The 24,563-nt window shown below is 68.8% G+C and carries 23 protein-coding genes; 12 read left to right on the forward strand and 11 right to left on the reverse strand.

Annotated elements, in window-relative coordinates; translation table 11 throughout:
* The first annotated feature begins 102 nt into the window (after positions 1-102).
* The 4 genes from feaR (at position 103) to RTK35_RS14405 (ending at position 6,357) form a co-directional block, all read left to right on the forward strand.
* The gene (gene feaR / locus RTK35_RS14390; RefSeq protein WP_316908290.1) at positions 103-1,032 is read left to right on the forward strand and encodes a transcriptional regulator FeaR; all 930 of its coding nucleotides are present in this window, start codon (positions 103-105) and stop codon (positions 1,030-1,032) included.
* A gap of 169 nt (positions 1,033-1,201) precedes the next feature.
* A complete protein-coding gene (locus RTK35_RS14395) occupies positions 1,202-3,316 on the forward strand; it encodes a PQQ-dependent dehydrogenase, methanol/ethanol family (RefSeq protein WP_316908291.1) in 2,115 nt (704 codons plus the stop codon).
* 82 nt (positions 3,317-3,398) lie between these two features.
* Positions 3,399-4,253: a transporter gene (locus tag RTK35_RS14400; protein ID WP_316908292.1), complete on the forward strand. Its 855-nt coding sequence runs from the start codon at positions 3,399-3,401 to the stop codon at positions 4,251-4,253.
* Between the two features lie 103 nt (positions 4,254-4,356).
* Complete coding sequence (locus RTK35_RS14405; RefSeq protein ID WP_316908293.1) at positions 4,357-6,357, forward strand: TonB-dependent receptor; 2,001 nt, start codon at positions 4,357-4,359, stop codon at positions 6,355-6,357.
* A gap of 457 nt (positions 6,358-6,814) precedes the next feature.
* On the opposite strand, the gene RTK35_RS14410 is transcribed toward RTK35_RS14405, so the two are convergent.
* Positions 6,815-7,531, reverse strand: coding sequence for a UTRA domain-containing protein (locus tag RTK35_RS14410; RefSeq protein ID WP_044408867.1), 717 nt, complete (start codon positions 7,529-7,531; stop codon positions 6,815-6,817).
* Positions 7,532-7,833: 302 nt separating this feature from the next.
* Here RTK35_RS14410 and RTK35_RS14415 point away from each other — a divergent pair, with 302 nt between their 5' ends.
* From RTK35_RS14415 to RTK35_RS14440, 6 genes are all read left to right on the forward strand, one after another.
* The gene (locus tag RTK35_RS14415) at positions 7,834-8,892 is read left to right on the forward strand and encodes an ABC transporter substrate-binding protein (RefSeq protein WP_208275942.1); all 1,059 of its coding nucleotides are present in this window, start codon (positions 7,834-7,836) and stop codon (positions 8,890-8,892) included.
* Positions 8,893-8,955: 63 nt separating this feature from the next.
* A complete protein-coding gene (locus RTK35_RS14420) occupies positions 8,956-9,762 on the forward strand; it encodes an alkaline phosphatase family protein (RefSeq protein ID WP_142015951.1) in 807 nt (268 codons plus the stop codon).
* Positions 9,759-10,601: an ABC transporter permease gene (locus RTK35_RS14425; protein WP_044408876.1), complete on the forward strand. Its 843-nt coding sequence runs from the start codon at positions 9,759-9,761 to the stop codon at positions 10,599-10,601. Before RTK35_RS14420 ends, RTK35_RS14425 begins: the two co-directional genes overlap by 4 nt.
* Complete coding sequence (locus RTK35_RS14430; RefSeq protein ID WP_316908294.1) at positions 10,588-11,385, forward strand: ABC transporter permease; 798 nt, start codon at positions 10,588-10,590, stop codon at positions 11,383-11,385. Before RTK35_RS14425 ends, RTK35_RS14430 begins: the two co-directional genes overlap by 14 nt.
* The gene (locus tag RTK35_RS14435; RefSeq protein ID WP_069561008.1) at positions 11,382-12,368 is read left to right on the forward strand and encodes an ABC transporter ATP-binding protein; all 987 of its coding nucleotides are present in this window, start codon (positions 11,382-11,384) and stop codon (positions 12,366-12,368) included. The genes RTK35_RS14430 and RTK35_RS14435 overlap by 4 nt, the downstream gene beginning before the upstream one ends.
* Positions 12,368-13,021 carry an HAD family hydrolase gene (locus RTK35_RS14440; protein WP_107330859.1) on the forward strand — a complete coding sequence of 218 codons (654 nt, stop codon included), beginning with the start codon at positions 12,368-12,370 and terminating at the stop codon, positions 13,019-13,021. Before RTK35_RS14435 ends, RTK35_RS14440 begins: the two co-directional genes overlap by 1 nt.
* 6 nt (positions 13,022-13,027) lie before the next feature.
* On the opposite strand, the gene modC is transcribed toward RTK35_RS14440, so the two are convergent.
* The 10 genes from modC to RTK35_RS14490 form a co-directional block, all read right to left on the reverse strand.
* Complete coding sequence (modC, locus tag RTK35_RS14445) at positions 13,028-14,119, reverse strand: molybdenum ABC transporter ATP-binding protein (RefSeq protein ID WP_316908295.1); 1,092 nt, start codon at positions 14,117-14,119, stop codon at positions 13,028-13,030.
* A gap of 1 nt (position 14,120) precedes the next feature.
* Positions 14,121-14,801: a molybdate ABC transporter permease subunit gene (gene modB, locus RTK35_RS14450; RefSeq protein ID WP_069563663.1), complete on the reverse strand. Its 681-nt coding sequence runs from the start codon at positions 14,799-14,801 to the stop codon at positions 14,121-14,123.
* 43 nt (positions 14,802-14,844) lie between these two features.
* Entirely contained in the window at positions 14,845-15,606 is a 762-nt protein-coding gene (gene modA / locus RTK35_RS14455) for a molybdate ABC transporter substrate-binding protein (RefSeq protein WP_107330858.1), read from the reverse strand.
* Between the two features lie 158 nt (positions 15,607-15,764).
* Positions 15,765-17,300, reverse strand: coding sequence for a DHA2 family efflux MFS transporter permease subunit (locus RTK35_RS14460; protein WP_316908296.1), 1,536 nt, complete (start codon positions 17,298-17,300; stop codon positions 15,765-15,767).
* A gap of 10 nt (positions 17,301-17,310) precedes the next feature.
* Positions 17,311-18,498, reverse strand: coding sequence for an efflux RND transporter periplasmic adaptor subunit (locus tag RTK35_RS14465; protein WP_044412098.1), 1,188 nt, complete (start codon positions 18,496-18,498; stop codon positions 17,311-17,313).
* A 14-nt stretch (positions 18,499-18,512) separates the two neighbouring features.
* Positions 18,513-19,985, reverse strand: a complete 1,473-nt coding sequence (locus RTK35_RS14470) for an efflux transporter outer membrane subunit (protein ID WP_142015931.1) — start codon at positions 19,983-19,985, stop codon at positions 18,513-18,515.
* Positions 19,978-20,454 carry a MarR family winged helix-turn-helix transcriptional regulator gene (locus tag RTK35_RS14475; RefSeq protein ID WP_044412103.1) on the reverse strand — a complete coding sequence of 159 codons (477 nt, stop codon included), beginning with the start codon at positions 20,452-20,454 and terminating at the stop codon, positions 19,978-19,980. The genes RTK35_RS14470 and RTK35_RS14475 overlap by 8 nt, the downstream gene beginning before the upstream one ends.
* 194 nt (positions 20,455-20,648) lie before the next feature.
* Positions 20,649-20,888, reverse strand: a complete 240-nt coding sequence (locus RTK35_RS14480) for a glutaredoxin family protein (RefSeq protein WP_316908297.1) — start codon at positions 20,886-20,888, stop codon at positions 20,649-20,651.
* A gap of 106 nt (positions 20,889-20,994) precedes the next feature.
* The gene (locus RTK35_RS14485) at positions 20,995-22,215 is read right to left on the reverse strand and encodes a DUF5610 domain-containing protein (protein WP_316908298.1); all 1,221 of its coding nucleotides are present in this window, start codon (positions 22,213-22,215) and stop codon (positions 20,995-20,997) included.
* Between the two features lie 102 nt (positions 22,216-22,317).
* Entirely contained in the window at positions 22,318-22,890 is a 573-nt protein-coding gene (locus RTK35_RS14490; protein ID WP_142015925.1) for a TetR/AcrR family transcriptional regulator, read from the reverse strand.
* Between the two features lie 146 nt (positions 22,891-23,036).
* Here RTK35_RS14490 and RTK35_RS14495 point away from each other — a divergent pair, with 146 nt between their 5' ends.
* Complete coding sequence (locus RTK35_RS14495) at positions 23,037-23,636, forward strand: glutathione S-transferase family protein (protein ID WP_316908299.1); 600 nt, start codon at positions 23,037-23,039, stop codon at positions 23,634-23,636.
* Between the two features lie 35 nt (positions 23,637-23,671).
* On the forward strand, positions 23,672-24,532 hold the full coding sequence (locus RTK35_RS14500) for an MBL fold metallo-hydrolase (protein WP_172434279.1): 861 nt from the start codon (positions 23,672-23,674) through the stop codon (positions 24,530-24,532).
* Positions 24,533-24,563 lie beyond the last annotated feature (31 nt).

Here is a 24,563-nt window from a genome sequence, read left to right on the forward strand (position 1 = left end):
CGCCTCGTTCATGCCCTGACGCCCTCCCCTTCGTCGCGCTTTTTCCTTGCTCCATGCCGGCATCGATAATATGTTAACGAAAAACAAGAACAGGAGACGGCCATGGCCTTTCCGACTCGCACCCTTGCCGCGTTCGACACCTTCAGCCAGTCCCTGCGCGCGGTCTGCGGCAATTTCGAGACCCGCCCATCCACCCAGCACAACCAGTTCATCGGCGACATCCACGCGCATTGCATCGGCCCGCTGGAAACGGCACACATCCGCACCAACGCCGGGCTGATCGCCCGGGAACGGGTGGGTGTGGACGGCGAGGACGACCGCCACTGCTTCCTGATCTTCCAGCGCAGCGGGCGCCAGTGCATCCGCCAGCGCGGGGTGGAACTGGAGCTGCACGCCGGGGACTTCGCCCTGGTGGATTCCGCCCTGCCCTTCGAGATCCGCCCCCAGGGCCTGATCGAAAACGTCTCGGTGCACCTGGCCCGGCAACGGGTCATGGAGCACTTCCAGGGCCAGCAGCCCTTCGGCCGCCTGGCCCGCAACAGCCTGTCGAGCCGGATGATCCGCGCGCTGGTGGGCTCCATCGGCGACAGCGCCGGCACCCTCGACCCCAGCGCCGACGGCCAGGCCCTGCAGGACGCCCTGCTGGCCCTGCTGGTGCCGGCCCTGGCCGAACGTGTCGAGGCGCTGCCCGAGCACACCGGCGAGCTCTACGGCGTGGCGCTGCAACTGATCGGCGAATCCCTGCAGGACGCCGAACTGTCCCCCGCCCTGCTCGCCGAGCGCCTGCACATCTCGGTGCGGCGGCTGTACAGGCTGTTCGAGGACCAGGGCGAGAGCGTCTGCCGCTACATCCAGCGCGCGCGCCTGGACAAGGTCGCCCAGGACCTCAGCGCCCAGGTGCTGCGCCACGAGTCCATCACCCAGATCGCCTTCAAATGGGGCTTCTTCGACGCCGCCCACTTCAGCCGCGCCTTCAAGCGCCAGTTCGAGCTGTCGCCCCGGGACTACCGCGCACGGGCCCATTGCGCCTGACCCTCCGCCCCGGCCTGGCAAGGAATGCCAAGAAAGAATGGCAGCCAGGGTCAAGCGACCGGCCGGGGCCAACCCTCTAATACCCCCAGGCACCCGTGCCGCTGCCACCCTGTAGTCCGCCGCGAGCGGGCCCCCATAACAAGAAACCCTGAGTCGGAGTACCACGACCGTGAAGACCCTTCCGCTGCTGATAGGGCTACCCCTTCTGCTTACCAGCCTGCCGGGCGTCGCCGCCGATGCCACCGGCCCCGCCCGTGTCGACGCCCAGCGCCTGGTCCAGGCCGACCGCGAGCCGGGCAACTGGATGAGCCACGGCCGCACCTACGACGAACAGCGCTTCAGCCCGCTGGACCAGGTCAACGCCGGCAACGTCGGCCAGCTCGGCCTGGCCTGGACCACCAAGCTGGAGCTGGACTTCGGCGTCGAAGCCACCCCCATCGTGGTCGACGGCGTGATGTACACCACCAGCGCCTTCAGCGTGGTCTACGCCCTCGACGCCACCAGCGGCGCCGTGCTGTGGAAGTACGACCCCCAGGTCCCGCCGGAGAACCTCGGCCAGGGCTGTTGCGGCCCGGTCAACCGGGGCGTGGCGGTGTGGAACGGCAAGGTCTACGTCGGCAGCTTCGACGGCCGGCTGATCGCCCTCGACGCCGCCACCGGCAAGCCGGTGTGGAGCGTCGACACCATCCTCGACCGCAGCAAGAGCTACTCCATCACCGGCGCCCCGCGCATCGTCAAGGGCAAGGTGCTGATCGGCAACGGCGGCGCCGAGTTCGGCGTGCGCGGCTACGTCACCGCCTACGACGCCGAGACCGGCCAGGAGGCCTGGCGCTTCTACACCGTCCCCGGCGACCCCAAGCTGCCCCCCGAGAACAAGGCCATGGCCATGGCGCTGAAGACCTGGGACGGCGACGGCTGGGTCAAGTGGGGCGGCGGCGGCACCGTGTGGGACTCCATGGCCTACGACCCCGAGCTGGACCTGCTCTACATCGGCACCGGCAACGGCTCGCCGTGGAACTACCAGTTCCGCAGCAACGGCAAGGGCGACAACCTGTTCGTCTCCTCCATCGTCGCCCTGCGCCCGGACAGCGGCGAGTACGTCTGGCACTACCAGGTCACCCCCCAGGACCGCTGGGACTACACCGCCACCCAGCACATGATCCTCGCCGACCTGAAGATCGACGGGCAGCTGCGCAAGGTGCTGATGCAGGCGCCGAAGAACGGCTTCTTCTATGTGCTCGACCGCACCAACGGCAAGCTGCTCTCTGCCCGCAACTACGTCCCGGTGAACTGGGCCAGCGGCATCGACCTCGCCACCGGCCGGCCCATCCTCACCGGCGCCGCCGACTACGCCAAGGAACCCAAGGTGGTGCAGCCCAGCTTCCTCGGCGGGCACAACTGGCACCCCATGTCCTACAACCCCGTCACCGGCTACGTCTACATCCCCGCCCAGCACACCCTGGCCGAGCTGAAGGCGGCCAAGGAGCCGATGTTCCTGCCCAACAAATCGGTGGTGAACTTCGGCCTCGACGTGCCCAGCCTGCCGGAAGACCCCAAGGTGCTGGAGCAGATCCGCAACGCCTGGACCGGCGAGCTGATCGCCTGGGACCCGGTGCGCCAGGCCCCGGCCTGGTCCCACCCCTACGCCGGCGCGGGTAACGGCGGCACCCTCAGCACCGCCGGCAACCTGGTGTTCCAGGGCACCGCCGATGGCCGCGTGGTGGCCTACAGCGCCGACAAGGGCGACACCCTCTGGGAGCACCGCGCCAACTCCGGCGTCATGGCCGGCCCGGTCACCTACAGCGTCAACGGCGAGCAGTACGTCGCCTTCTCCGTGGGCTGGGGCGGCATCATCCCGCGCCTCACCGGCCCGCTGACCAACAAGGGCAAGGTGCGCGCCGAAGCCCGGGTCATCGCCTTCAAGCTGGGTGCCAAGGGCGAACTGCCGCCGCCGCGCGAAGCCCCGGTGTTCCCCAACGCCGACCTGCCGCTGAACGCCACGCCCACGCAACTGGCCCAGGCCCGCGACCTGTTCAACGGTCTGTGCGCCGGCTGCCACGGCCTCAACGCCATCAGCGGTGGCGAAGTCCCGGACCTGCGCTACCTCACCGCCGACAAGCACGCCGCCTTCCCCGCCTACCTCAGCGGCGCGCTGATGCGGCGCGGCATGCCCAACTTCTCCGACATCCTCAAGCCCGAGGACATGGAGCTGATCCGCCAGTACCTGGTCAAGCGCACCCATGACCTCCAGGCCGAGCTGAAACAGGCCGACGCCCCCCGCTGACCCCACCGCTGTTCCCAGGCGACGCCCACCCGGGCGCCGTCCGGGCGCAGCCATGCCCGAAAAACAACAAGAGAGCCCCGCCATGCCCACACGCCACGCCCTTACCCTCGCCACCGGCCTGCTGCTGGCCGCCCCCCTCGCCCAGGCCGACGTCAAGCCCGATGCCGGCGACTACACCGCCCTGCCCAAGGGCACCGACGTGGTGGTGCTCTACCAGCAGAACCCACGGGGCGACGAGGTCTACTCCGGCGGCCACAAGGTGGCCGACAACCTCGACCTGGACATGACCGTCGGCGTGCTCAGGCTGATCCACTTCACCGACTTCTTCGGCACCGGCTACACCTGGGACCCGCAGATCGTCATCCCCTTCGGCACCCAGGAGGTGGGCGCCAGCGACACCCGCACCTCGGGCCTCGGCGACATCACCTTCGGCGGCACCCTGTGGACCATTGGCGACCTGGCGCGCAACGAGCACCTGGGCTGGTCGGTGTTCGTCACCGCCCCCACCGGCAGCGACAAGAACGACGGCTTCGCCCTCAGCAACAACCGCTGGGCGGTGGACTTCCAGGTCGGCTACATCAAGGGCCTCACCGAGCGCATCAGTTGGGACGTCATCGCCGAAACCGAGTTCTACGGCGACCAGCGCAGCACCGATGCCAGGAAGGACCCGCTGATCCAGCTGCACAACCACCTGCGCTACAACTTCACCCCCGACACCTACGCCGCCCTCACCTACCGGCACAACTGGGGCGGCCGCGAAACCCTCGACGGCCAGACCCTGGCCACCAGCCGCGACAACGGCACCGTGGGCGTCTCCCTGGCCACCATGGTCAGCAAGCAGCTGCAGCTGATGGGCCAGGTGATGCACGACACCCAGGTGCGCGAGGGCGTGAAGATCGACAACTCCCTGCAATTCCGCCTCGCCTACTTCTATTGACCCCCACCGCCTCCTACCAAAGGCCCAGGGCCCGTGCCGTGCATCCCCCGGCACGGGCCCCTATGATCGGCACAGCCCGAGCCAGCCATAAGAACGACACGCCATGAAGCCCGCCGCCCTGACCCTGTCCCTGCTCGCCGCCTCCAGCCCGCTGCTGGCCGAGGAAGTCGCCGAACTGGACCCGCTGGAGATCACCGCCTCGCGCACCCGCACCGACTGGCTCACGGCCCCGGTCGCCGTCAGCGCCGTGGAGACCGCCAACCGCCCCGGTGAGCAGGGCCTGACCCTCGACACCCAGCTCGCCCAGGTGCCCGGCACCTACGTGCAGAGCCGCTACAACTTCGCCCAGGGCATGCGCATCGCCATCCGAGGCTTCGGCGCCCGTTCCAGCTTCGGCGTGCGCGGCGTGCGGGTGCTGGTGGACGGCGTGCCGCTGACCATGCCCGACGGCCAGACCGAAATGGACGGCGTCGACACCGCCCTGGTGGAAAGCCTCGAAGTGATCCGCGGCCCGGCCGCCAGCAGCTACGGCAACGCCGCCGGCGGCGTGCTGGCCATCCGCACCCGCGAGCCGGGGGAAACGCCCTTCAGCCAAGTGGATGTCAGCGCCGGCGGCCTCGGCTACCACCGCGTGCGCGCCGAGACCAGCGGCAGCGTCGACAACCTCGGCGGCCTGCTGGCCTTCAACAGCACCCAGCTGGACGGCTACCGCGACCATGGCCGCGCCGAAGCCAACAGCTTCACCGGCAAGCTCGCCTGGCAGGCCGAGGCCGGCCGCCTCGGACTCAGCCTCAGCGCCCTGGACAACCGCTCCGAAGACCCCGGCGCCCTGACCCGCGCCGAAGTCCGCGCCGACCGCAGCCAGGCGCGGGCCCAGAGCCTGCGCTTCAACTCCGACGAGCGCATCCGCCAGCAACGCCTGGCGCTGACCTGGGAAGGCCAGGCCGCCGGCGACGACAGCTACCTGCTGCGCAGCTGGGTCGGCAGCCGCCAGTTCGGCAACCGCCTGCCCCTGCAGAACAACGGCCAGACCCGTTACGACCGCCTGTTCAGCGGCCTTGGCGCCCAGTACACCCACCACGCCGAGTGGTTCGGCCTGCCCCAGCGGCTCACCGGCGGCCTCGACCTGGAAGCCCAGCGCGACGACCGCGACCGCCACAACAACCTCGACGGCCGCACCGGCGCCCTGACCCTGGAGCAACGGGAACAGGCGCGCAGCCAGGGCCTGTTCCTGGAAGACGCGATCCAGCTCGGCGAACGCTGGCAAGCCACCCTCGGGCTGCGCCGCGACAGCGTGAAACTGGAGGTGGACGACCGCTTCCTCAGCAACGGCGACGACTCCAGTGCCCGCACCTACAGCGACTGGAACCGCAGCCTGGGCTTGAGCTACCGGCTGGACGCACACCACGTGCTCTACGCGCGCTACGCCACCTCCTTCGAAACGCCCACCGCCAACGAACTGGCCAACCCGGCCGGCGGCGGCTTCAACCCCGCACTCGGCCCGGCCCAGGCCACCAACCGCGAAGTGGGCCTGAAAGGCGAATGGAACGACCTGCGCTACGAAGCGGCGCTCTACCGCATCGACCTGGACGACGAACTGGTGCCCTACGGCAGCGGCATCACCTACTACGCCAACGCCGGCAAGTCCCGACGCGACGGCCTGGAACTGAGCCTGGACTGGCGCCTCGACCCGCACTGGCGCCTGGCCGCCGCCTACAGCTACAACGACTACCGCTTCATCGAGTTCAAGAGCGGCAACGCCGACTACGGCCACAACGCCATCCCCGGCATCCCGCGCCAGTCGCTGTTCGCCGAAGTGGCCTACGAATGGGACGGCGGCTACGCCCGCCTCAACAGCGTCACCCAGGACCGGCTCTACGCCGAGAACGCCAACAACGTGCGGGTCGGCGGCTACACCCTGGTCAACGCCCGCCTCGGCACCCGCCTGGAATGGAACGGCCAGGCCCTGGAGCCCTACCTGGGCATCGACAACCTGTTCGGCCGGGACTACTACGACAACATCCGCATCAACGACGGCAACGCCCGCTACTTCGAGCCCGGCCCCGGCCGCGTCATCTATGCCGGCGCCAGCCTGAGCTTCTGAAGGGCGCGTCTAAAAAACACCCCGTATCGTCATCGCCTAGGCGGTCAGAGCGACTCTCCATTCCTGTATCCACCGGGTGCCCTGGCCCTCTCCCGGAAGGGAGAAGGGAGCAAACCCGAAGCGCGCTGTGGAGCCATGCCGGACTCAGAGATTGAGGCAGGGAATCTGCCCCTTCAGGAGGCAGAGCGCAGTCGTTGCGCAGGGGGACGAGCGGCATGGATGCCGCGAGAGGCGCGCCAGGCCATGGATGGCCCATCGCGCCGGCCCCCGGAGCAATGACGGAGCGAGGGAAGTCCCGCGAAGCGGGACCCGGATGCAGGGGCGAGCCTTTTTGGTTTCTTTTTTGGCGACTGAAAAAAGAAACTCGCCAGGCAAGGCGAAACAGGTGACATCAGCAGCACTCGATAGTCAGCAACACGCTTTCGGGACACAGCCTTTTGGAGGCTCACAAGATGCCTTACTCCGGCACCTCCACGCTGACGTGGATGGCGTCGTGGCGCCAGAACTCCAGGTCGCAGTCGATCAGCCGACCGTGCTGGTCGCGGTTGATGCGGGTGATCTTCAGCGCCGGGCTGCCGGCGGTCACCTTCAGGTGGGTGGCGGCCTCCGGGTGCAGCGCGGTGGGCACCATGTCGAAGCGCACCCGCCCGTAGCGGATGGCGTATTCGCTGGCGTACAGCTCGGTGAGCGAGCGGGTCAGGTCGAACTCGATGATGCCGGGGAAGTACGCCGGGTTCAGGTAGTGCTCCACGTACAGCACCAGCCGCCCATCCACCCGCCGGGCCCGGCGGATCTGGTAGACGCTGGACAGTGCCGGCAGCTCCAGCAGCTCGCAGATCTCCACGCTGGCCGGGATCAGCCGCGCCCCCAGCACCTCCGTCCCCGGCACCCGCCCCTGCTCGGCCACCATCGCGTGGAAGTGGCTGCGCACCAGCGGGTTGTAGGCCAGCCGCGGCGGCGAGACGAACCAGCCACGACGCTCCTCGCGGTAGATCAGCCCCTGGGCCTCCAGTTGCCCCAGCGCCTCGCGCAGGGTGATGCGGGTGGTGTCGAACAGCTCGCTGAGCCGGCGCTCGGCCGGCAGCTTGCCGCCCAGGGGCAGCAGGCCGTGCTCGATCTGCGCCTGCAGTGCATGGCAGATGGCGGTTACGGTACGGGGCGCCTCATCGCGCATCGAAAGACTCCAATCTGGAATAGACCAGCACCATAAAAGTGCGGTGCCGGCGGGGTCGTCGCCATCCTAGGCAGCCTGCATGACCGTTCCGTGACACCACCCCGCGCCTGCATGGCCCATGCCAGGAGCATAGCCCCAGCCCACGCGCCATCCACCTTATAGCCATGGTCTACGCTTGCTCTCGCCGCGACCGCAGGCGAGGTCGCGGCGTGCCGTGAAATAAAACCGTCATCCAGGGCCATTAGATTGGCCTGGGTCTTGCTGATCTAGACCAACAACACAACCCCGCTAAGGAGCTTCATATGAAACGCCTGCTGCTGGCTTCACTGATTGGAACGACCCTGGCCATGAGCAACCTGGCCATGGCTGACGACGCTGCCCTGAAGACCCTCGAAGAAGCCGCCCGCAAGGAAGGCGCCGTGAACAGCGTGGGCATGCCCGACAGCTGGGCCAACTGGAAGGACACCTGGGTCGACCTGGAGAAGAAGTTCGGCCTCAAGCACATGGACACCGACATGAGCTCGGCGCAGGAAATCGCCAAGTTCGCCGCCGAGAAGGACAACGCCACCGCCGACATCGGTGACGTCGGCGCCGCCTTCGGCCCCATCGCCAAGGAGCAGGGTGTTACCCAACCCTACAAGCCCAGCACCTGGGAGCAGGTCCCCGCCTGGGCCAAGGATGCCGACGGCCACTGGGCCCTCGCCTACACCGGCTCCATCGCCTTCATCGTCAACAAGCAGCTGGTCAAGGAAGTGCCCAAGTCCTGGGCAGACCTGAAGAAAGGCAAGTACAAGGTCGCCATCGGTGACGTCAGCGCCGCCGCCCAGGCGGTGAACGGCGTGCTGGCCGCCGCCATCGCCAACGGCGGTGACGAGAAGAACATCCAGCCGGGCCTGGAATTCTTCGCCGAGATCGCCAAGCAGAAGCGCCTGTCGCTGTCCAACCCGACCATCCAGACCCTGGAGAAGGGCGAGGTGGAAGTGGGCATCGTCTGGGACTTCAACGGCCTCTCCTACCGTGACCAGATCGACCCCAGCCGCTTCGAGGTGCTGATCCCCTCCGACGGCTCGGTGATCTCCGGCTACACCACCATCATCAACAAGTACGCCAAGAACCCGAACGCCGCGAAGCTGGCCCGCGAGTACATCTTCAGCGACGCCGGCCAGATCAACCTGGCCAAGGGCAACGCCCGCCCGATCCGCGCCGAGCACCTGACCCTGCCGGCCGAGGTGCAGGCCAAGCTGCTGCCCAACGAGCAGTACGCCAAGGTCCAGCCGATCAAGGATGCCAAGGCCTGGGAAGCCACCTCGAAGGCCCTGCCGCAGCAATGGCAGGAGCAGGTCATCATCGAGATGGAATAAGCCCGGTCGCCCGCCCCGGTGCGCCACGCGCGCCGGGGCGAGCCCCCGCTTGAGGCAGTCAGAATGAAGAGAAAAGCCGTCCTCGTCCTGCTCGACGGGCTGAACCACCCGGTGGCCAGCCACGCCATGGGCCACCTGCTCGCCTGGTGCGCCGCCGACCGTGCCGCGCTGTACCGCCTGGATTGCGAGCTGCCGGCGCTGTCGCGCCCGCTCTACGAATGCATCCTCACCGGCGTGCCGCCCATCGACAGCGGCATCGTCCACAACGACGTCTCGCGGCTGTCCCGCGAGCGCAGCCTGTTCCACATCGCCCGCGACGCCGGGCTCAGCACCGCGGCCGCGGCCTACCACTGGTTCAGCGAGCTGTACAACCGCTCGCCCTTCGACCCGGCCCGCGACCGCCACACCGAGGCCCCCGAGCTGCCCATCCAGTACGGGCACTTCTACTGGGCCGACCACTACCCCGACGCGCACCTGTTCGCCGACGCCGAGCACCTGCGCCTGCGCCACAGCCCCGACGTGCTGCTGGTGCACCCGATGAACATCGACGACGCCGGCCACAAGCACGGCCTGGACAGCGCCCAGTACCGCAACGCCGCGCGCATGGCCGACGTCATCCTCGCCGAGTACCTGCAGCGCTGGGTGGATGCCGGCTACCAGGTGATGGTCACCGCCGACCACGGCATGAACGTCGACCGCTCCCACAACGGCACCCTGCCGGAGGAACGCGAAGTGCCGCTGTTCGTCATCGGCGACGCCTTCAGCCTCGACCCGACCGCCCGCCCGCTGCAGACCGAACTCTGCGGCACCCTCTGCGAGCTGCTGGGCATCCCCCACGACAAACCCTTCTGCCGGGAGCTGTTGAAGTGAATTCAGCCAACCGCGGCAAATGGCTGGCCCTCCTGTGCCTGCTGCCCTTCGCCGTCTTCTTCGTGGTCTTCCAGATCGCCCCGCTGGCCTGGGTGGCCATCAACAGCCTGAACAGCCCCGAAGGCTGGGGCCTGGGCAACTACGCCAAGGTGTTCAGCTCCAAGTTCTACCTGCAGGCCATCAGGCACAGCCTGGAGATCGCCTTCTGGTCGAGCCTGTTCGGCATCGTCATCGCCGTGCTCGGCAGCTACTCGCTGCGCCAGGTGGACAGCCGCCTGCGCGACTTCGTCATGGCCTTCTCCAACATGACCAGCAACTTCGCCGGGGTGCCGCTGGCGTTCGCCTTCATCATCCTGCTGGGCTTCAACGGCGCGCTGACCCTGCTGCTCAAGCAGAGCGGGCTGATCGAGGATTTCAACCTCTACTCCAAGACCGGCCTGATCGTGCTCTACACCTACTTCCAGATTCCCCTGGGGGTGCTGCTGCTCTACCCCGCCTTCGACGCCCTGCGCCAGGACTGGCGCGAGTCGGCGGCACTGCTGGGCGCCGGCACCTGGCACTTCTGGCGCTACATCGGCCTGCCGGTGCTGACCCCGGCGCTGCTGGGCACCTTCATCATCCTGCTGGCCAACGCCCTGGGCGCCTACGCCACGGTGTACGCGCTGACCACCGGCAACTTCAACGTGCTGCCGATCCGCATCGCCGCCATGGTGGCCGGCGACATCGCCCTCAACCCGACCCTGGCCAGCGCCCTGGCCATGGTGCTGGTGGGGCTGATGGCGCTGATCACCGTCGTCCACCAGTGGCTGTTGAAGAGGAGCTACCATGTCGCGCGCTGAAACCCGGGCCGCCGGCCTGTACCACCGCCTGGTGGTCTGGGTGCTGTTCCTGATCCTGCTGCTGCCGCTGGCCGGCACCCTGCTCTATTCGCTGTCCACCAGCTGGTCGGCGACCATCCTGCCGGACGGGCTGACCTTCAAGTGGTACCTGGCGCTGTGGAGCGACGCCCGCTTCCTCGCCGCCTTCGGCCAGTCGCTGCTGGTGTGCTTCGGCGCCCTGGCGCTGTCGGTGGTGCTGATCCTGCCGCTGCTGTTCGTGGTGCACTACCACTTCCCGAAGCTGGACGCGCTGATGAACATCCTCATCCTGCTGCCCTTCGCGGTGCCGCCGGTGGTGTCCTCGGTGGGCCTGCTGCAGCTCTACGGCTCCGGCCCGCTGGCGATGATCGGCACGCCGTGGATCCTCATCGGCTGCTACTTCACCGTGGCCCTGCCCTTCATGTACCGGGCCATCACCAACAACCTCCAGGCGATCAGCCTGCGCGACCTGATGGACGCCGCCCATCTGCTCGGCGCCAGCACCTGGAAGGCCGCCTTCCTGGTGGTGCTGCCGAACCTGCGCAAGGGCCTGATGGTGTCGCTGTTCCTGTCGTTCTCCTTCCTCTTCGGCGAGTTCGTCTTCGCCAACCTGCTGGTGGGCACCCGCTACGAGACCCTGCAGGTGTACCTGAACAACATGCGCAACAGCAGTGGCCACTTCAACAGCGCCCTGGTGATCTCCTACTTCCTCTTCGTGCTGCTGGGCACCTGGGCAGCCAACCGTCTGAACAAGGACAAGGCATGAGCTTTCTCTCGATCCGCGGCCTGCACAAACGCTACGGCCAGACCACCATCTTCACCGACATCGATTGCGAGATCGGCAAGGGCGAGTTCGTCACCCTGCTCGGCCCCTCGGGCTGCGGCAAGTCGACCCTGCTGCGCTGCATCGCCGGCCTCACCGAGGTGGACGGCGGACAGATCCTGCTGGACGGCCAGGACCTGGTGCCGCTGTCACCGCAGAAGCGCGGCATCGGCATGGTGTTCCAGAGCTACGCCCTGTTCCCCAACATGACCGCTGCGCAGAACGTCGCCTTCGGCCTGCGCATGCAGAAGGTCGGCAAGGACGACAGCGCCCGCCGCGTGCAGGAAGCCCTGGCCATGGTGGAGCTGGACCAGCACGCCGAGCGCTACCCCCACCAGCTTTCCGGCGGCCAGTGCCAGCGCGTGGCCCTGGCCCGCTCCCTGGTGACCCGCCCGCGCCTGCTGCTGCTGGACGAGCCGCTCTCGGCCCTCGACGCACGCATCCGCAAGCACCTGCGTGAGCAGATCCGCAGCATCCAGCAGGAGCTGGGGCTGACCACCATCTTCGTCACTCACGACCAGGAGGAGGCGCTGACCCTGTCCGACCGCATCTTCCTGATGAACGCCGGGCGCATCGTCCAGAGCGGCGATGCCGAAACCCTCTACACCGCCCCGGTGGACGCCTTCGCCGCCGGCTTCATCGGCAACTACAACCTGCTGGAGGCCGAAGCCGCCAGCCGCCTGCTGCAACGGCCGGTCAGCGCCCGCGTGGCGATCCGCCCGGAGGCCATCGCCCTGGGCGAAGGCGGCATCGAGGCCGAAGTGCGCAGCCACAGCCTGCTGGGCAACGTCATCCGCTACCGGGTCCAGGCCCAGGGCGTGGAGCTGCTGGTGGACGTGCTCAACCGCTCCGCCGACGACCTGCACCCGGTGGGCCGGCGCATCGGCCTGCGCATCGACGCGGACGCTGTCCGGGAGGTGGCGTGATGGCCCTGGCGATCTTCGACCTCGACGACACCCTGATCGACGGCGACTGCGCCAGCCTGTGGAGCGCGCACATGGCCGACCTCGGCTGGGTCGACCGCGACTCCTTCCTGGCCAGGGACCACGAGCTGATGACCCTCTACGCCGAGGGCAAGCTGGCCATGGAGGACTACATGGCCTTCAGCCTCTCGCCCCTGGTGGGCCGCACCGCCGAGGAAGTCGCCTCGGTGGTGGAGCCCTTCGTCGAGGACGTGATCGAGCCGATCATCCACAGCGACGCCATGCGCTGCCTGGCCGGGCACCGCCAGGCCGGCGACCGGCTACTGATCATCTCCGCCTCGGCGCACTTCCTGGTGAGCGCCATCGGCGAGCGGCTGGGGGTGGAGGAAGTCCTGGCCATCGACCTGGCCGAAGAACACGGCCACTACAGCGGCAAGACCCGGGGCGTGCTGACCTACCGCGACGGCAAGGTGACCCGCCTGAACGCCTGGCTGGCCGAACACGGCGAGCGCCTGGACGGTGCCTATTTCTATTCCGACTCGCGCAACGACCTGCCGCTGCTGGGCATGGTGGACAACCCCCGCGTGGTCAACCCCGACCCGGTGCTGCGCGCCCACGCCGAGCAGGCCGGCTGGCCGATCCTGGCCTGGCGCTGAGGCCGCTCAGGCCAGCAGCGCCACCGACTTGATCTGCGCCCAGACCGCCTGGCCCGGGTGCAGCCCGAGCTGGTCGTGGGAGTAGCGGGTGATGCGCGCCAGCAACGGCGTGCCTTCCACATCCAGGCGCACCAGCACGTGGGCGGCGTTGTCCGCCGGGATGCTGTCGCGCACCGTGGCCGGCAGCAGGTTGAGGATGCTGCTGTCCGCCTGCCGCTGCAGGCTCAGGCTGACGTCACGCGCGCGCACCGTGAAGCGCACCCGCCGCCCCGCCTCGGCGGGCGCATGGGCCACCCGCACGCTGAGGCCGCTATCCGGCAGGCCGAGGGTCAGCAGCTGGTAAGCGGCGTCGTGGGCCACCACCCGCCCCTCCACCACCACGCCGGCGTCGTCGTCCAGGGCCGTGGGCAGGTCCAGCCGTGCCAGGGTCTCGCCCAGGGGACCGCTGGCCAGCACGCGGCCGGCCTCCAGCAGCACCAGGTGATCCGCCAGGCGCGCCACCTCTTCCGGGGAATGGCTGACGTAGAGCACGGGGATGTCCAGTTCGTCGTGCAGGCGTTCCAGGTACGGCAGGATCTCCGCCTTGCGCTTGCCGTCCAGGGCCGCCAGGGGTTCGTCCATCAGCAGCAGCCGGGGGCTGGTGAGCAGCGCCCGGGCCATGCCCACGCGCTGCCGCTCGCCGCCGGACAGCCGCGCCGGCATGCGCTCCAGCAGGTGCTCGATGCCCAGCAGCGCCACCGCCTGGTCGAAGGGCACGCGGCGCTGGGCCGCCGGGATGCGCCGCTCACCGAACGCCAGGTTGCGCCGCACCGACAGGTGCTCGAACAGGCTCGCCTCCTGGAACACGTAGCCCAGGGCGCGCCGATGGGTGGGCACGAACAGGCCACGGGCGCTGTCCTGCCAGACCTCGCCGTTGACCTCCACGCGGCCCTCGGCCCGCTCCAGCCCGGCCAGGCAGCGCAGCACGCTGGTCTTGCCGGAGCCGGAGTGGCCGAACAGCGCAGTCACCCCGCGCCCCGGCAGGTCCAGGTCGGTGTCCAGCTCGAAGCCCGGCCAGGCCAGGCGCAGGCGGGCACGGATACGGTCGTCGGTGCTCATCTCAGCTCCAGCCCGGCTTGAGCCGGCGGCTGGAATACAGCGCCAGCAGGATGAGGAAGGAGAACACCACCATGCCGCCCGCCAGCCAATGGGCCTGGGCGTACTCCATGGCCTCGACGTGGTCGAAGATCTGCACCGACACCACGCGGGTCTTCTCCGGGATGTTGCCGCCGATCATCAGCACCACGCCGAACTCCCCCACCGTGTGGGCGAAGCCGAGGATGGACGCGGTGATGAAGCCGGGCCGGGCCAGCGGCAGCACCACGTGGAAGAAGGTGTCCCAGGGGCCGGCCCGCAGGGTGGCGGCCACCTCCAGCGGGCGCGGGCCGATGGCGTCGAAGGCGTTCTGCAGCGGCTGCACCACGAAGGGCATCGAGTAGAACACCGAGCCCACCACCAGCCCGGCGAAGGTGAACGGCAGCGTGCCGAGCCCCAGGGCCTGGGTGAACTGCCCGACGAAGCCGTGGGGCCCCATGCTCACCAGCAGGTAGAAGCCGATGACCGTGGGCGGCAGCACCAGCGGCAGCGCCACCACCGCGCCCACCGGGCCCTTGAGCCAGGAGTCGGTCCGCGACAGCCACCAGGCGATGGGCGTGCCCAGCACCAGCAGCAGGGCCGTGGTCAGGGTCGCCAGTTCCAGGGTCAGCCGGATGGCCGCCCAGTCGTCACCGCTCAGGGGCATGCAGGGTTCCTTGAATCAGGGCACGCAGCGGGCGGCCGCCGCGTCAGGGTTTCTCGATCTGGTAGCCGAAGGACTTGATCACCGTGGCCGCCTTCTCGCCCTTGAGGTAGTCCACCAGGGCCTGGGCGGCGGGGTTGTCCTTGCCCTTGGCGAGGATCACCGCGTCCTGCTTGATCGGGTCATGCAGGGCCGCCGGGACGATCCAGGCGGAGCCGCCGGTCACCTTGCCATCCTTGTAGATCTGCGACAACGCCACGAAGCCCAGCTCGGCATTGCCGGTGGCGATGAACTGGTGGGCCTGGGTGATGTTCTGGCCTTCCACCAGCTTGCCCTTGACCTGGGCGGTCAGGCCCAGCTTCTCCAGCACCTGGGTGGCGGCCAGGCCGTAGGGGGCGGCCTTGGGGTTGGCGATGGAGAGGTGCTGGTAGTCGTTCTTCTTCAGCACCTCGCCCTGGGCGTCCACGTAGCCGGGCTTGGCCGACCACAGGGCCAGGGTGCCGATGGCGTAGGTGAAGCGCGAGCCGGGCACGGTGGCGCCCTCCTGCTCCAGCTTGGCCGGGGTGCTGTCGTCGGCGGAGAGGAACACCTCGAACGGCGCGCCGTTCTGGATCTGCGCATAGAACTGGCCGGTGGCACCGGTGGCGATCACCAGCTTGTGGCCGGTGTCCTGCTCGAAGTCCTTGGCGATGGCCTGGATCGGCGCGGTGAAGTTGGCGGCGACGGCCACCTGGACGTCCTGGGCCAGGGCCAGGTGGGCGGCGGCACTGGCGGCCAGGGCGACGAACACGCGGGACAGCTGAAGCATGGGAAGCACTCCTTTGTTCTTGTGCGGGAAGGGCGAAGCGGTGAGCGGGTGGAGACTCTACACCAGTCGCTATATACAAAACCACACAGCGAAAAAAGGAATTCCACGGACTGTCGCAACAGCCCGTGGAACCGCCCAGGCGAGGCCGTCAGCGCACATCAATGCGCGTTTGCCGCCGCCCCCGCCTTGGCGCCGAAGGGCGGCTTGGCCAGCCAGATCAGCAGGATCAGGCCCATGCAGCCCCAGCCGATCATCGTGAAGTAGTCGATGGTCGACATCATGTAGGCCTGCCCGGTGACGATGCGGTCCAGCGCTGCCGCGTTCTGCTGGGTGACACCACCCATCTGCTCCAGCATCTGCCGGGTGCCCGGCTCGTAGGTGCTGATGTGCTCGGTGAGGTACGCATGGTGCTGGTCGGCGCGGCGAATCCAGATCCAGGTGGTGAGGGACGCCGCGAAGCTGCCACCCAGGGTCCGCAGGAAGGTGGCGAGGCCCGAGCCGTCGGCGATCTCGTGCTGGGGCAGGTCCGACAGCAGGATGCTGAGGATCGGCATGAAGAACAGCGCCACGCCGAAGCCCATGAACAGCTGCACCAGGGCGATGTGGGTGTAGTCCACCTCGGTGGTGAAGGACGCGCGCATGAAGCAGCTGGCGCCGATGGCGAAGAACGCCAGGCTGGCCAGCACCCGCAGGTCGAAGTTCTGCGCGTAGCGCCCGACGAAGGGCGACATGATCACCGGCAGCAGGCCGATGGGCGCCGCCGCCAGGCCGGCCCAGGTGGCGGTGTAGCCGAGCTGGGTCTGCAGCCACTGCGGCAGCAGCAGGTTGATGCCGAAGAACGCCGCGTAGCCGCCCACCAGCGCCAGGGTGCCGGCACTGAAGTTGCGGTGGCGGAACAGCCTCAGGTTGACGATGGGGTGGCGGTCGGTGAACTCCCAGATGACGAACACGGCCAGGGCGATGGCGGCGATCACGCTGCCGGTGACGATGAAGCTCGACTCGAACCAGTCCAGGTCGTTGCCCTTGTCCAGCACGATCTGCAACGCGCCGACGCCGATCACCAGGGTCGCCAGGCCGACCCAGTCCATGGGCTCGCGCTTGAGGGCGACCGGCCGCTTGCGCAGCTGCTGGTAGACCACGAAGGCGGCGAACAGGCCGATGGGCAGGTTGATGAAGAAGATCCACGGCCAGCTGAAGTCATCGGTGATCCAGCCGCCGAGGATCGGCCCGGCGATGGGCGCCACCACCGTGACCATCGCCAATAGCGCCAGGGCCATGCCGCGCTTGGCCGGCGGGTAGATGGACAGCAGCAGGGTCTGGGTGATGGGGTACAGCGGCCCGGCGACGAAGCCCTGCAGGGCGCGGAAGGCCACCAGGCTGTTCATCGACTGGGCCACCCCGCAGAGGAACGACGCCAGCACGAACAGCAGCGCGGCGGCGATGAACAGGCGCACCTCCCCCACCCGCCGGCTCATCCAGCCGGTGAGCGGGAGGGCGATGGCGTTGCTCACCGCAAAGGAGGTGATGACCCAGGTGCCCTGCTCCGAACTCACCCCCAGGTTGCCGGCGATGGTGGGCAGGGCGACGTTGGCGATGGTGGTGTCCAGCACCTGCATGAAGGTGGCCAGGGACAGGCCCACCGTGGCCAGGACCAGGTTCGGCGGGGTGAAGCTGGCGGCGGCGTTCTCGCTCATGGTCGCGGCCTCAGCGCAGGGCGGTGCGGCGGGCGGCATCCGGGCCGTTGGCGTGGATCAGCTGCTCGATCATGTGGTCGGCCTCGGCCAGCTGGCGCTGGTACACGTCGGTGGCGAACAGCGCCTGCTTGGGCGGCTGCTGGGCCAGGGCCGGGCCGCTCTGGTCGTGCAGGTCGACCTTGACGTTCATCGACAGGCCGATGCGCAGCGGGTGCTCCTTGAGCTGGTCGGCGTTGATGCGGATGCGCACCGGCACCCGCTGGACGATCTTGATCCAGTTGCCGGTGGCGTTCTGCGCCGGCAGCAGGGAGAAGGCGCTGCCGGTGCCGACGCCGAGGCTGTCCACGGTGCCGCTGTACTTCACGTCGCCGCCGTAGAGGTCGGACTCGATCTCCACCGGCTGGCCGATGCGCATCTTCTTCAACTGGGTTTCCTTGAAGTTGGCGTCGATCCACACCTGGTCCAGGGGGATCACCGCCATCAGCGCGGTGCCCGGCTGCACACGCTGGCCGAGCTGCACGGTGCGCTTGGCGACGTAGCCGGTGACCGGCGCCACCAGGGTGGTGCGGGCCTTCTCCAGGTAGGCCTGGCGCAGTTGCGCGGCGGCGGCCTTCACCTCGGGGTGGGAGGCGATCACGGTGTCGTCCACCAGCGCGCTGCTGGACTTGAGCTGCTGCTGGGCGCTGGTCAGGGCGCTGCGGGCCGACTCCAGGGCGTCACGGGCGTGGGCCAGCTCCTCCTGGGAAATGGCCCCGTCCTTGGCCAGGTTGCGACGGCGGGCGAAGTCGGCGCGGGCCTTCTCCATCGCCACCTCGCGGGCGGCCACCTCGGCACGGTAGCCGTCCACGCTGTTGTAGAGGCCACGCACCTGGCGCACGGTGTGGGCCAGGTTGGCCTCAGCGCGCTGCAGGCCCACTTCGGCGTCGGCCGGGTCGAAGCTCACCAGCTCCTGGCCTTCCTGCACCAGGTCGCCGTCGTCGGCGCCGATGCGGGTGACGGTGCCCACCGTCTGCGGGGTGATCTGCACCACGTTGCCGCCGATGTAGGCGTCGTCGGTGCCTTCGCTCCACTGGCCGACCAGCTGCTGCCAGGCGAAGCTGGCGCCGCCGCCGATGACGATCACGGCCAGCAGGCCCAGCAGCAGGCGTTTGCGGCGGGGGTTGCCCTGTTCGGGGGTGTCTTGGGTTTCGGTGCTCATGGTCGGTGCCTCGTTCATTCGGTGGCAGTCGGCTGGCCTGCCTGGGCCAGCGGGGTGCTGTCGGGTTGGAAGCCGCCGCCCAGGGCCTGCACCAGGCGCACGGAGGCGTCGATGCGCTGGGCGTCCAGGCTGGCCAGCTGGCGCTCGGCAACCAGCAGCTGCTGCTCGACGCTGAGGGCGTCGAGGTAGTTGCCGATGCCTTCGCCGTAGCGGCGCATGGCCAGGTCGTAGTTGGAGCGGGCGATGTCGCGGGCCTCGCGCTGGGCCTCGATCTGCCGGGCCAGGGAGTCGAGCTGGCTGAGGTCTTCGCTGACATCCCCCAGGGCGCCCACCAGGGCCTTGTTGTACTGGGCCACCGCCAGGTCGTAGTCGGCGTCGACGCCGTCGAGCTCGGCGCGCAGGCGGCCGCCGTCGAACACCGGCAGGGACAGCGCCGGGGCCACCTGGTAGAAGCGGCTGTCGCCCTTGAACAGGCCATCCCCGCCCAGGGCGGCGAGGCCGAGCATGGCGCTGAGGTTGAGGTTGGGGTAGAAGCCGGTCTTCGCCGAGTCGATGCCCCGGCTGGCGGCTTCCACCCGCCAGCGCGCGGCGACCACGTCGGGGCGACGGCCCAGCAGCTCGGCCGGCAGTTCCGAGGGCAGCGCCAGGGCCGCCGGCTGCAGCACCTGCGGACGCTGGATGGCGCGGCCGCGGTCCGGCCCCTGGCCGAGCAGTACCGCCAGGGTGGTGCGATCACTGTCGATCTGCTGCTCGGCGGCCAGCAGTTGCTGGCGGGCGGTGGCGCGCTGGGATTCGCTCTGCTGCAGCTGCACCTTGCTGTCCAGGCCGGCGGCCATGCGCTGGCGGCTGAGGGTGTAGAGCTGCTCGGCGCGCTTCACTTCCTCGGCAGCCAGGTCCCGCGCAACGAAGGCATAGGCCAGCTGGTTGTAGGCCCGGGCAATGTCAGCGGACAGCGTCAAGCGCGCGGCCTGCTGGTCCACCTCGGCGGCGCGGGCCTTGCCCAGGGCCGCTTCCCAGGCGGCGCGCCGGCCGCCCCAGAGGTCGAGGTCGTAGTTGAAGCTGAGGGACAGGTACTTGATGCCGGCGTAGTGCCCGCCGATGGGCGCCGGCACCACGCTTTCCGGGGCGCTGGCGCCGGAGTAGCCGGCACTGGCGTTGACGCCGGGCTGGCGATCGGCATCGCGCACCTGGGCATCGGCCAGGGCCTTGCGGGTACGGGCCGCAGCGGCCGCCAGGTCGGGCGAGCCGGCCAGGGCTTCGCCGATCAGCCCGTCGAGCTGGGCGTCACCCAGTCGGGTCCACCAGTCCTGGCGCGGCCAGGCGGCAGGCCCCACGGCGTGGCCGGCGAGGCTGTCCCCAGCGGCCAGGCCGGCCGGGTCGAGGCGCTGGCCGGCGGGCTCCAGGCCGCTGTAGCTGGCGCAGGCGCCCAGGGCCAGGCTGGCACCGAGCACCAGCCCCAGACGCAGGGCGGGACGGCGTTCATTCATGGTTCGGGTCTCCGGCAGAGAGGAAGGGGTCGCGCCCCTGGAGGATCTTGCCCAGCAGCCCGAGCAGGGTGCCGAGCTCCTCGGCGGTCAAGGGGCTGGTCAGCTCGTTCATGGCGTCAGCGACGATGCGCGGGGTCTCCCGGCTCAGGGCCAGGCCCTGCTCGCTGAGGTGCAGGCGCACGCTGCGGCGGTCCTCTTCGCAGCGCTGGCGCAGCAGCAGGCCCTTCTTCTCCAGGCGGTCTAGCATGCGGGTCATGGAGCCGCTGTCCACGGCCAGTTGGCGGCACAGGTCGGCCGGGGTGCTGGCGCGGCCCATGAAGATGAACACCAGCACCTTGAACTGCGCGGCGGTGATGTCCAGCGGGGCCAGGTGGAGGTCCAGCAGGCGGTCCTTGAGCAGCGCCGATCGACCGAGGTACTGGCCGATGGAGCCGTTGAAGGGGTAATCGGAGGGGCTGTAGTGCTTCATTTCCTAATATCTGCCTAGGCAGCTATCGATGCAGCGATGTTACGCCTGAAGACACATTTGGCAAGACAGTCACTGTTGCGTTTGCGCGACAATCCGTTCCGCCGCAAACGGATTGATCAGCGGAAGCCCCGATTCAGGGCCTCGCGGCGGGGATGAAACGCGGGACGCCGGGCAGCCATCCGCCCGACCGACGGTCAGGGTTCGAGGAAGGCGGCGACCTGGGCCGCGTCGAACGGCCAGTTCAGCTCGGCACCAGTGTCGTTGCGGCGCAGGACGGGAATGCGCAGGGCGTAGGCATCCACCCACTGGGGCTGATCGGTGATGTCCAGCACCTCCACCAGCAGGCCGTGCTCGACGAAGGGCATGAGCACGCTCTCGGCCATTTCGCACAGGTGGCATCCGAGGGTGCCGAACAGGCTGCATTCAGGAAGCATCACAGGGCTCGCGCAAGGGGAAGGGCGCGCAGTTTATCACGGCCTCCCGGCCCTTCTGCCGGGCGGGACAGACGGGGGCCGGCACGGTGCCAGCCCCCGCCAGGCATCAACTGGCCTTGGGCGCGCTGGCGTCGACCGGGCTCTTCTCGGCCGGTGTGCCGGCAGTGCCCTGCAGCAGCGGTGCCAGGCCTTCCAGCAGCCGAGCGTTGAGGGTCTTGGCCTTCTCCAGCTGGCCTTCGCTGAGGTTCTGGTTGAGGGAGAAGCCGCCGTCGAGCAACTGCTGCAGGGTGCCCTTGGCGTCGTCGCTGACGCCCGCCGCGCTCTTCATCGCATCCAGCAGGCCACGGGCGTAGTCGCGCAGGGAGGTGTTCACCGCGCTGGCGGGCTGGCCGCCCTCCTCCGACACCGCGCCGTAGGTGCTGGTGGCCTGGGCGTAGGTGGTCTGGGACAGGTTGAGGGACATGGAGGCGAGCTGGTCGCCGTTCATGTTCAGGGCCAGGGCGCGGTCGAAGGCGCCGGACAGGTCGCCCGAGTAGAACTTGCTGGAGATGTCCTGCACCTGGCCGAGCAGGTCGGTGAGTGCGGCCTTCTCGTCGTCGTTGAGGTTGCCTTCGATCTGCACCGACCAGCCACCGATCTGCAGGCTGCCGCTGGAGGCGCTGGCCTGGGCACTGGTGCTGGTGGAAGTGCCGCCGTTGCCCGAGGTGCGGGTGCTGCTGGCGCTGGCCGAGGTGCTGGACCAGTTGGCCGAGGCCTGGGCGATGGAGATCTTCAGCTTGTCGCCTTCGCGGGTGGTCACCTCCATGTCGAAGGTGCTGGAGCGGGCCACCAGGGTGCTGGTACTGGCGCTGGCCGCCGTGCGGGAGACGCTGGAGGTGTCGCCAGCCGGGGCGTTGCCCAGGCCATAGGTGCTGCCGATCTTGGCCAGGCCGTCCTGCACGCGCTGGAAGGTGTCTTCGATGTCGCTGGCGATCTTGCCGCCCAGCACACCCATGCCCTGGAGGATCTTCTTGGCTTCGGCGAAGCCCTTCTCCACGCCCTGGCGGGCCTGGTCGAGCATCTTCTGCAGCTTCTCGGGGTCGGCGCCATTGGCCGCTTCGGCCTGGATGCGGCCGCCGACGAAATCGAGGATGCGCCCGGCAACCTTGTCGGGGGTGTAGTCGTCCTGGGTCTTGCCGGCGAGGGTCGCGGGGTCGACGCCGAGTCGCTGGGCGACACGGTTGGCCAGGACGTTCTGAGCGTTGGTGGCGTTGCGGTTGGCGCTGTCGCTACGGGTCAGGTAGTTCGGGCGGCTGGTGGCCGAAGCCAGGGAATCGAGCGAGTTCATGGTGGCAGCCCCGTCTGAGCGGATGTACAGAATTTTTTGACGGCGACTACAGAAAAACCTTGAGGACTATTTAGGGGGCAACCGATGGACGGTCGGCTGCATTCATGCCTGCGGGTCGGGCACCCCGGCGGCGCACAGCAGCACCTCGGCAGCGGCGCCAGCCTCCAGCGCCTGGTCACCCGGCCCCTGGATGTGCGCCATGGTGATGGCCCCCTCCAGCAGGTACTGCAGCTGGCGCGCCAGCCGCGCCGGCTCGGCCACCTCCAGGCGCTCCAGCGCCGCGCGGAAATGCGCCTCGGTATGGCCCTTGTGGGAGGCGGCGACGCGGTGGATGGGGTGGTCACGGTCATGGAACTCCGCGGCGGCGTTGACGAAGGCACAGCCGTGGTACTCGGCCTCGTGCAGCAGGCCGTGCAGCCCCTCGAACACCGCCAGGATCGCCGTGCGCGGCGGCAGGTGTTCCAGCGCCCAGGCCATGCGCTCGCGGGGAGCTTCCATGCGCTTCTGCAGGGCGGCCTCGATCAGCTCGTCCTTGGACTTGAAGTGCTTGTAGAGAGTCATCTTCGCCACGCCGGATTCGGCCAGGATGCGGTCGATGCCGGTGGCATGGAACCCATCGCGGTAGAACAGCGTAAGGGCGGTATCGATGAGCTGGTCGCGTTTGCTGGAAGCCATTGGAATCTCCTGGACGGCGCATTATGCGCATCCCCCGGCAGCGGCTCAAACCGCGTGGTTCGCGGTGTGGCGAAAAGAAGATTGAAATAAACAGACAGGTCTGTCTATTATTTTTCACCCCACCTCCATCACACGGATGACCTGCCATGCGCCTCCACGACTTCCCCCTCTCCGGCAACTGCTACAAGGTGCGCCTGTTCCTCGGGCTGATCGGCCAGGAGGCGGAGACCGTCTTCGTCAACCTGCCGGCCGGCGCGCAGAAACAGCCGGCATTCCTCGGCCTCAACCCGCGCGGCCAGGTGCCGCTGCTGGAGGATGACGGCCAGGCCATCGGCGACTCCCAGGCCATCCTCGTCTACCTGGCCAGCCGCTACGCCCCCGCCTGGCTGCCGCTGGACCCCCTGCCCCTGGCGCGGGTCGCAAGCTGGCTGAGCTTCACCGCCAACGAGATCCACCACGGCCCGGCCCAGGCGCGGGTGCTCAAGCTGTTCAAGCGCCCCGGCGACCTGGCCGCCGCCCAGGCCCGTGGCGAGCAGGTGCTGGCCCTGGTGGATGCCCACCTCGCCCGGCACCGCTGGCTGGCCGAAGGCGAGACCCCGAGCGTGGCCGACGTGGCAGCCTTCCCCTACCTGGCGATGGCCGGCGAAGGCGGGCTCGACCTGGCGCCCCATCCCCACCTGAGCGACTGGCTGGCGCGCATCCGCGCTCTGCCGGGCTTCATCGACACGCCCCGCCTGCCGGGCTGATCGCCCACCCCCTCCCCTGCCAAGGACGCCGCACCATGCCCCGCTTCGCCCTGCTGCTGACCCTGCTGCTCGTCACCGCCTTCGCCCAGGCCGAAGGCCTGCGCTTCGCCCTGGTGAAGACCTCCGGCGCGGAAACCCTCGACGCCTTCACCGTGGAGGGCGGCCAGTGGACCCGGACCGTCCCGGTCAACCACACCGCCGTGCTCATCCAGCACCACGCCGCCACCCTGCTGCTGGACACCGGCCTCGGCCGGCAGGTGGACGCGCAGTTCGAGAAGGACATGCCCTGGTGGGACAAGCCGCTGTTCAAGTACCAGACGGTGACGCCCGCCCGCGACCAGCTGGACCGGGACGGCATCCGCGTCGACCGCATCCTGCTCACCCATGCGCACTGGGACCATGCCTCGGCCCTGGCCGACTTCCCCGAGGTGCCGGTGTGGGCGCCCTGGGCGGAGATCGACTTCAGCCACATAGCCACCCCGCCCGCCGTGCTGCCCAGCCAGTTCACCCATGGCGTGCGCTGGCAGCCTTTCGAGTTCGAGCCGACGCCCTACATGGGCTTCGACGAGAGCCTCGACCTGTTCGGCGATGGCAGCGTGGTGCTGGTGCCACTGACCGGGCATACACCGGGCTCGGTGGGGGCGTTCCTGACACTGGCCGACGGACGGCGCTTCTTCTTCACCGGCGACACCAGCTGGCGCCTGGAAGGCTTCACCGGCCCGAACGAGAAGTTCTGGGTCAGCCGGCGGATGGTCGACAACGACCGCGAAGGCACGCGGGCCCAGCTCCAGCGGGTGCACGACCTGATCCAGGCCGACCCCGCGCTGACCGTGGTGCCAGCCCACGACGCCGCCGTGCAGGACCGTATTGGTTACTACCCGCAGTGGACCCAATAAGTGCGCGACCAATGTCTAAGGTGACGAAATT

Origin of the sequence: Pseudomonas sp. zfem003 (assembly GCF_032621675.1) — a bacterium.
Classification (GTDB): domain Bacteria; phylum Pseudomonadota; class Gammaproteobacteria; order Pseudomonadales; family Pseudomonadaceae; genus Metapseudomonas; species Metapseudomonas otitidis.

Bases quoted from the DNA above. Each gene is read 5' to 3' on its own strand.
- feaR (WP_316908290.1), top strand. From the start codon at position 103: ATGGCCTTTCCGACTCGCACCCTTGCCGCGTTCGACACCTTCAGCCAG.
- RTK35_RS14400 (WP_316908292.1), top strand. From the start codon at position 3,399: ATGCCCACACGCCACGCCCTTACCCTCGCCACCGGCCTGCTGCTGGCC.
- RTK35_RS14405 (WP_316908293.1), top strand. From the start codon at position 4,357: ATGAAGCCCGCCGCCCTGACCCTGTCCCTGCTCGCCGCCTCCAGCCCG.
- RTK35_RS14410 (WP_044408867.1), bottom strand. From the start codon at position 7,531: ATGCGCGATGAGGCGCCCCGTACCGTAACCGCCATCTGCCATGCACTG.
- RTK35_RS14415 (WP_208275942.1), top strand. From the start codon at position 7,834: ATGAAACGCCTGCTGCTGGCTTCACTGATTGGAACGACCCTGGCCATG.
- RTK35_RS14420 (WP_142015951.1), top strand. From the start codon at position 8,956: ATGAAGAGAAAAGCCGTCCTCGTCCTGCTCGACGGGCTGAACCACCCG.
- RTK35_RS14430 (WP_316908294.1), top strand. From the start codon at position 10,588: ATGTCGCGCGCTGAAACCCGGGCCGCCGGCCTGTACCACCGCCTGGTG.
- RTK35_RS14435 (WP_069561008.1), top strand. From the start codon at position 11,382: ATGAGCTTTCTCTCGATCCGCGGCCTGCACAAACGCTACGGCCAGACC.
- RTK35_RS14440 (WP_107330859.1), top strand. From the start codon at position 12,368: ATGGCCCTGGCGATCTTCGACCTCGACGACACCCTGATCGACGGCGAC.
- modC (WP_316908295.1), bottom strand. From the start codon at position 14,119: ATGAGCACCGACGACCGTATCCGTGCCCGCCTGCGCCTGGCCTGGCCG.
- modB (WP_069563663.1), bottom strand. From the start codon at position 14,801: ATGCCCCTGAGCGGTGACGACTGGGCGGCCATCCGGCTGACCCTGGAA.
- modA (WP_107330858.1), bottom strand. From the start codon at position 15,606: ATGCTTCAGCTGTCCCGCGTGTTCGTCGCCCTGGCCGCCAGTGCCGCC.
- RTK35_RS14460 (WP_316908296.1), bottom strand. From the start codon at position 17,300: ATGAGCGAGAACGCCGCCGCCAGCTTCACCCCGCCGAACCTGGTCCTG.
- RTK35_RS14465 (WP_044412098.1), bottom strand. From the start codon at position 18,498: ATGAGCACCGAAACCCAAGACACCCCCGAACAGGGCAACCCCCGCCGC.
- RTK35_RS14470 (WP_142015931.1), bottom strand. From the start codon at position 19,985: ATGAATGAACGCCGTCCCGCCCTGCGTCTGGGGCTGGTGCTCGGTGCC.
- RTK35_RS14475 (WP_044412103.1), bottom strand. From the start codon at position 20,454: ATGAAGCACTACAGCCCCTCCGATTACCCCTTCAACGGCTCCATCGGC.
- RTK35_RS14480 (WP_316908297.1), bottom strand. From the start codon at position 20,888: ATGCTTCCTGAATGCAGCCTGTTCGGCACCCTCGGATGCCACCTGTGC.
- RTK35_RS14485 (WP_316908298.1), bottom strand. From the start codon at position 22,215: ATGAACTCGCTCGATTCCCTGGCTTCGGCCACCAGCCGCCCGAACTAC.
- RTK35_RS14490 (WP_142015925.1), bottom strand. From the start codon at position 22,890: ATGGCTTCCAGCAAACGCGACCAGCTCATCGATACCGCCCTTACGCTG.
- RTK35_RS14495 (WP_316908299.1), top strand. From the start codon at position 23,037: ATGCGCCTCCACGACTTCCCCCTCTCCGGCAACTGCTACAAGGTGCGC.
- RTK35_RS14500 (WP_172434279.1), top strand. From the start codon at position 23,672: ATGCCCCGCTTCGCCCTGCTGCTGACCCTGCTGCTCGTCACCGCCTTC.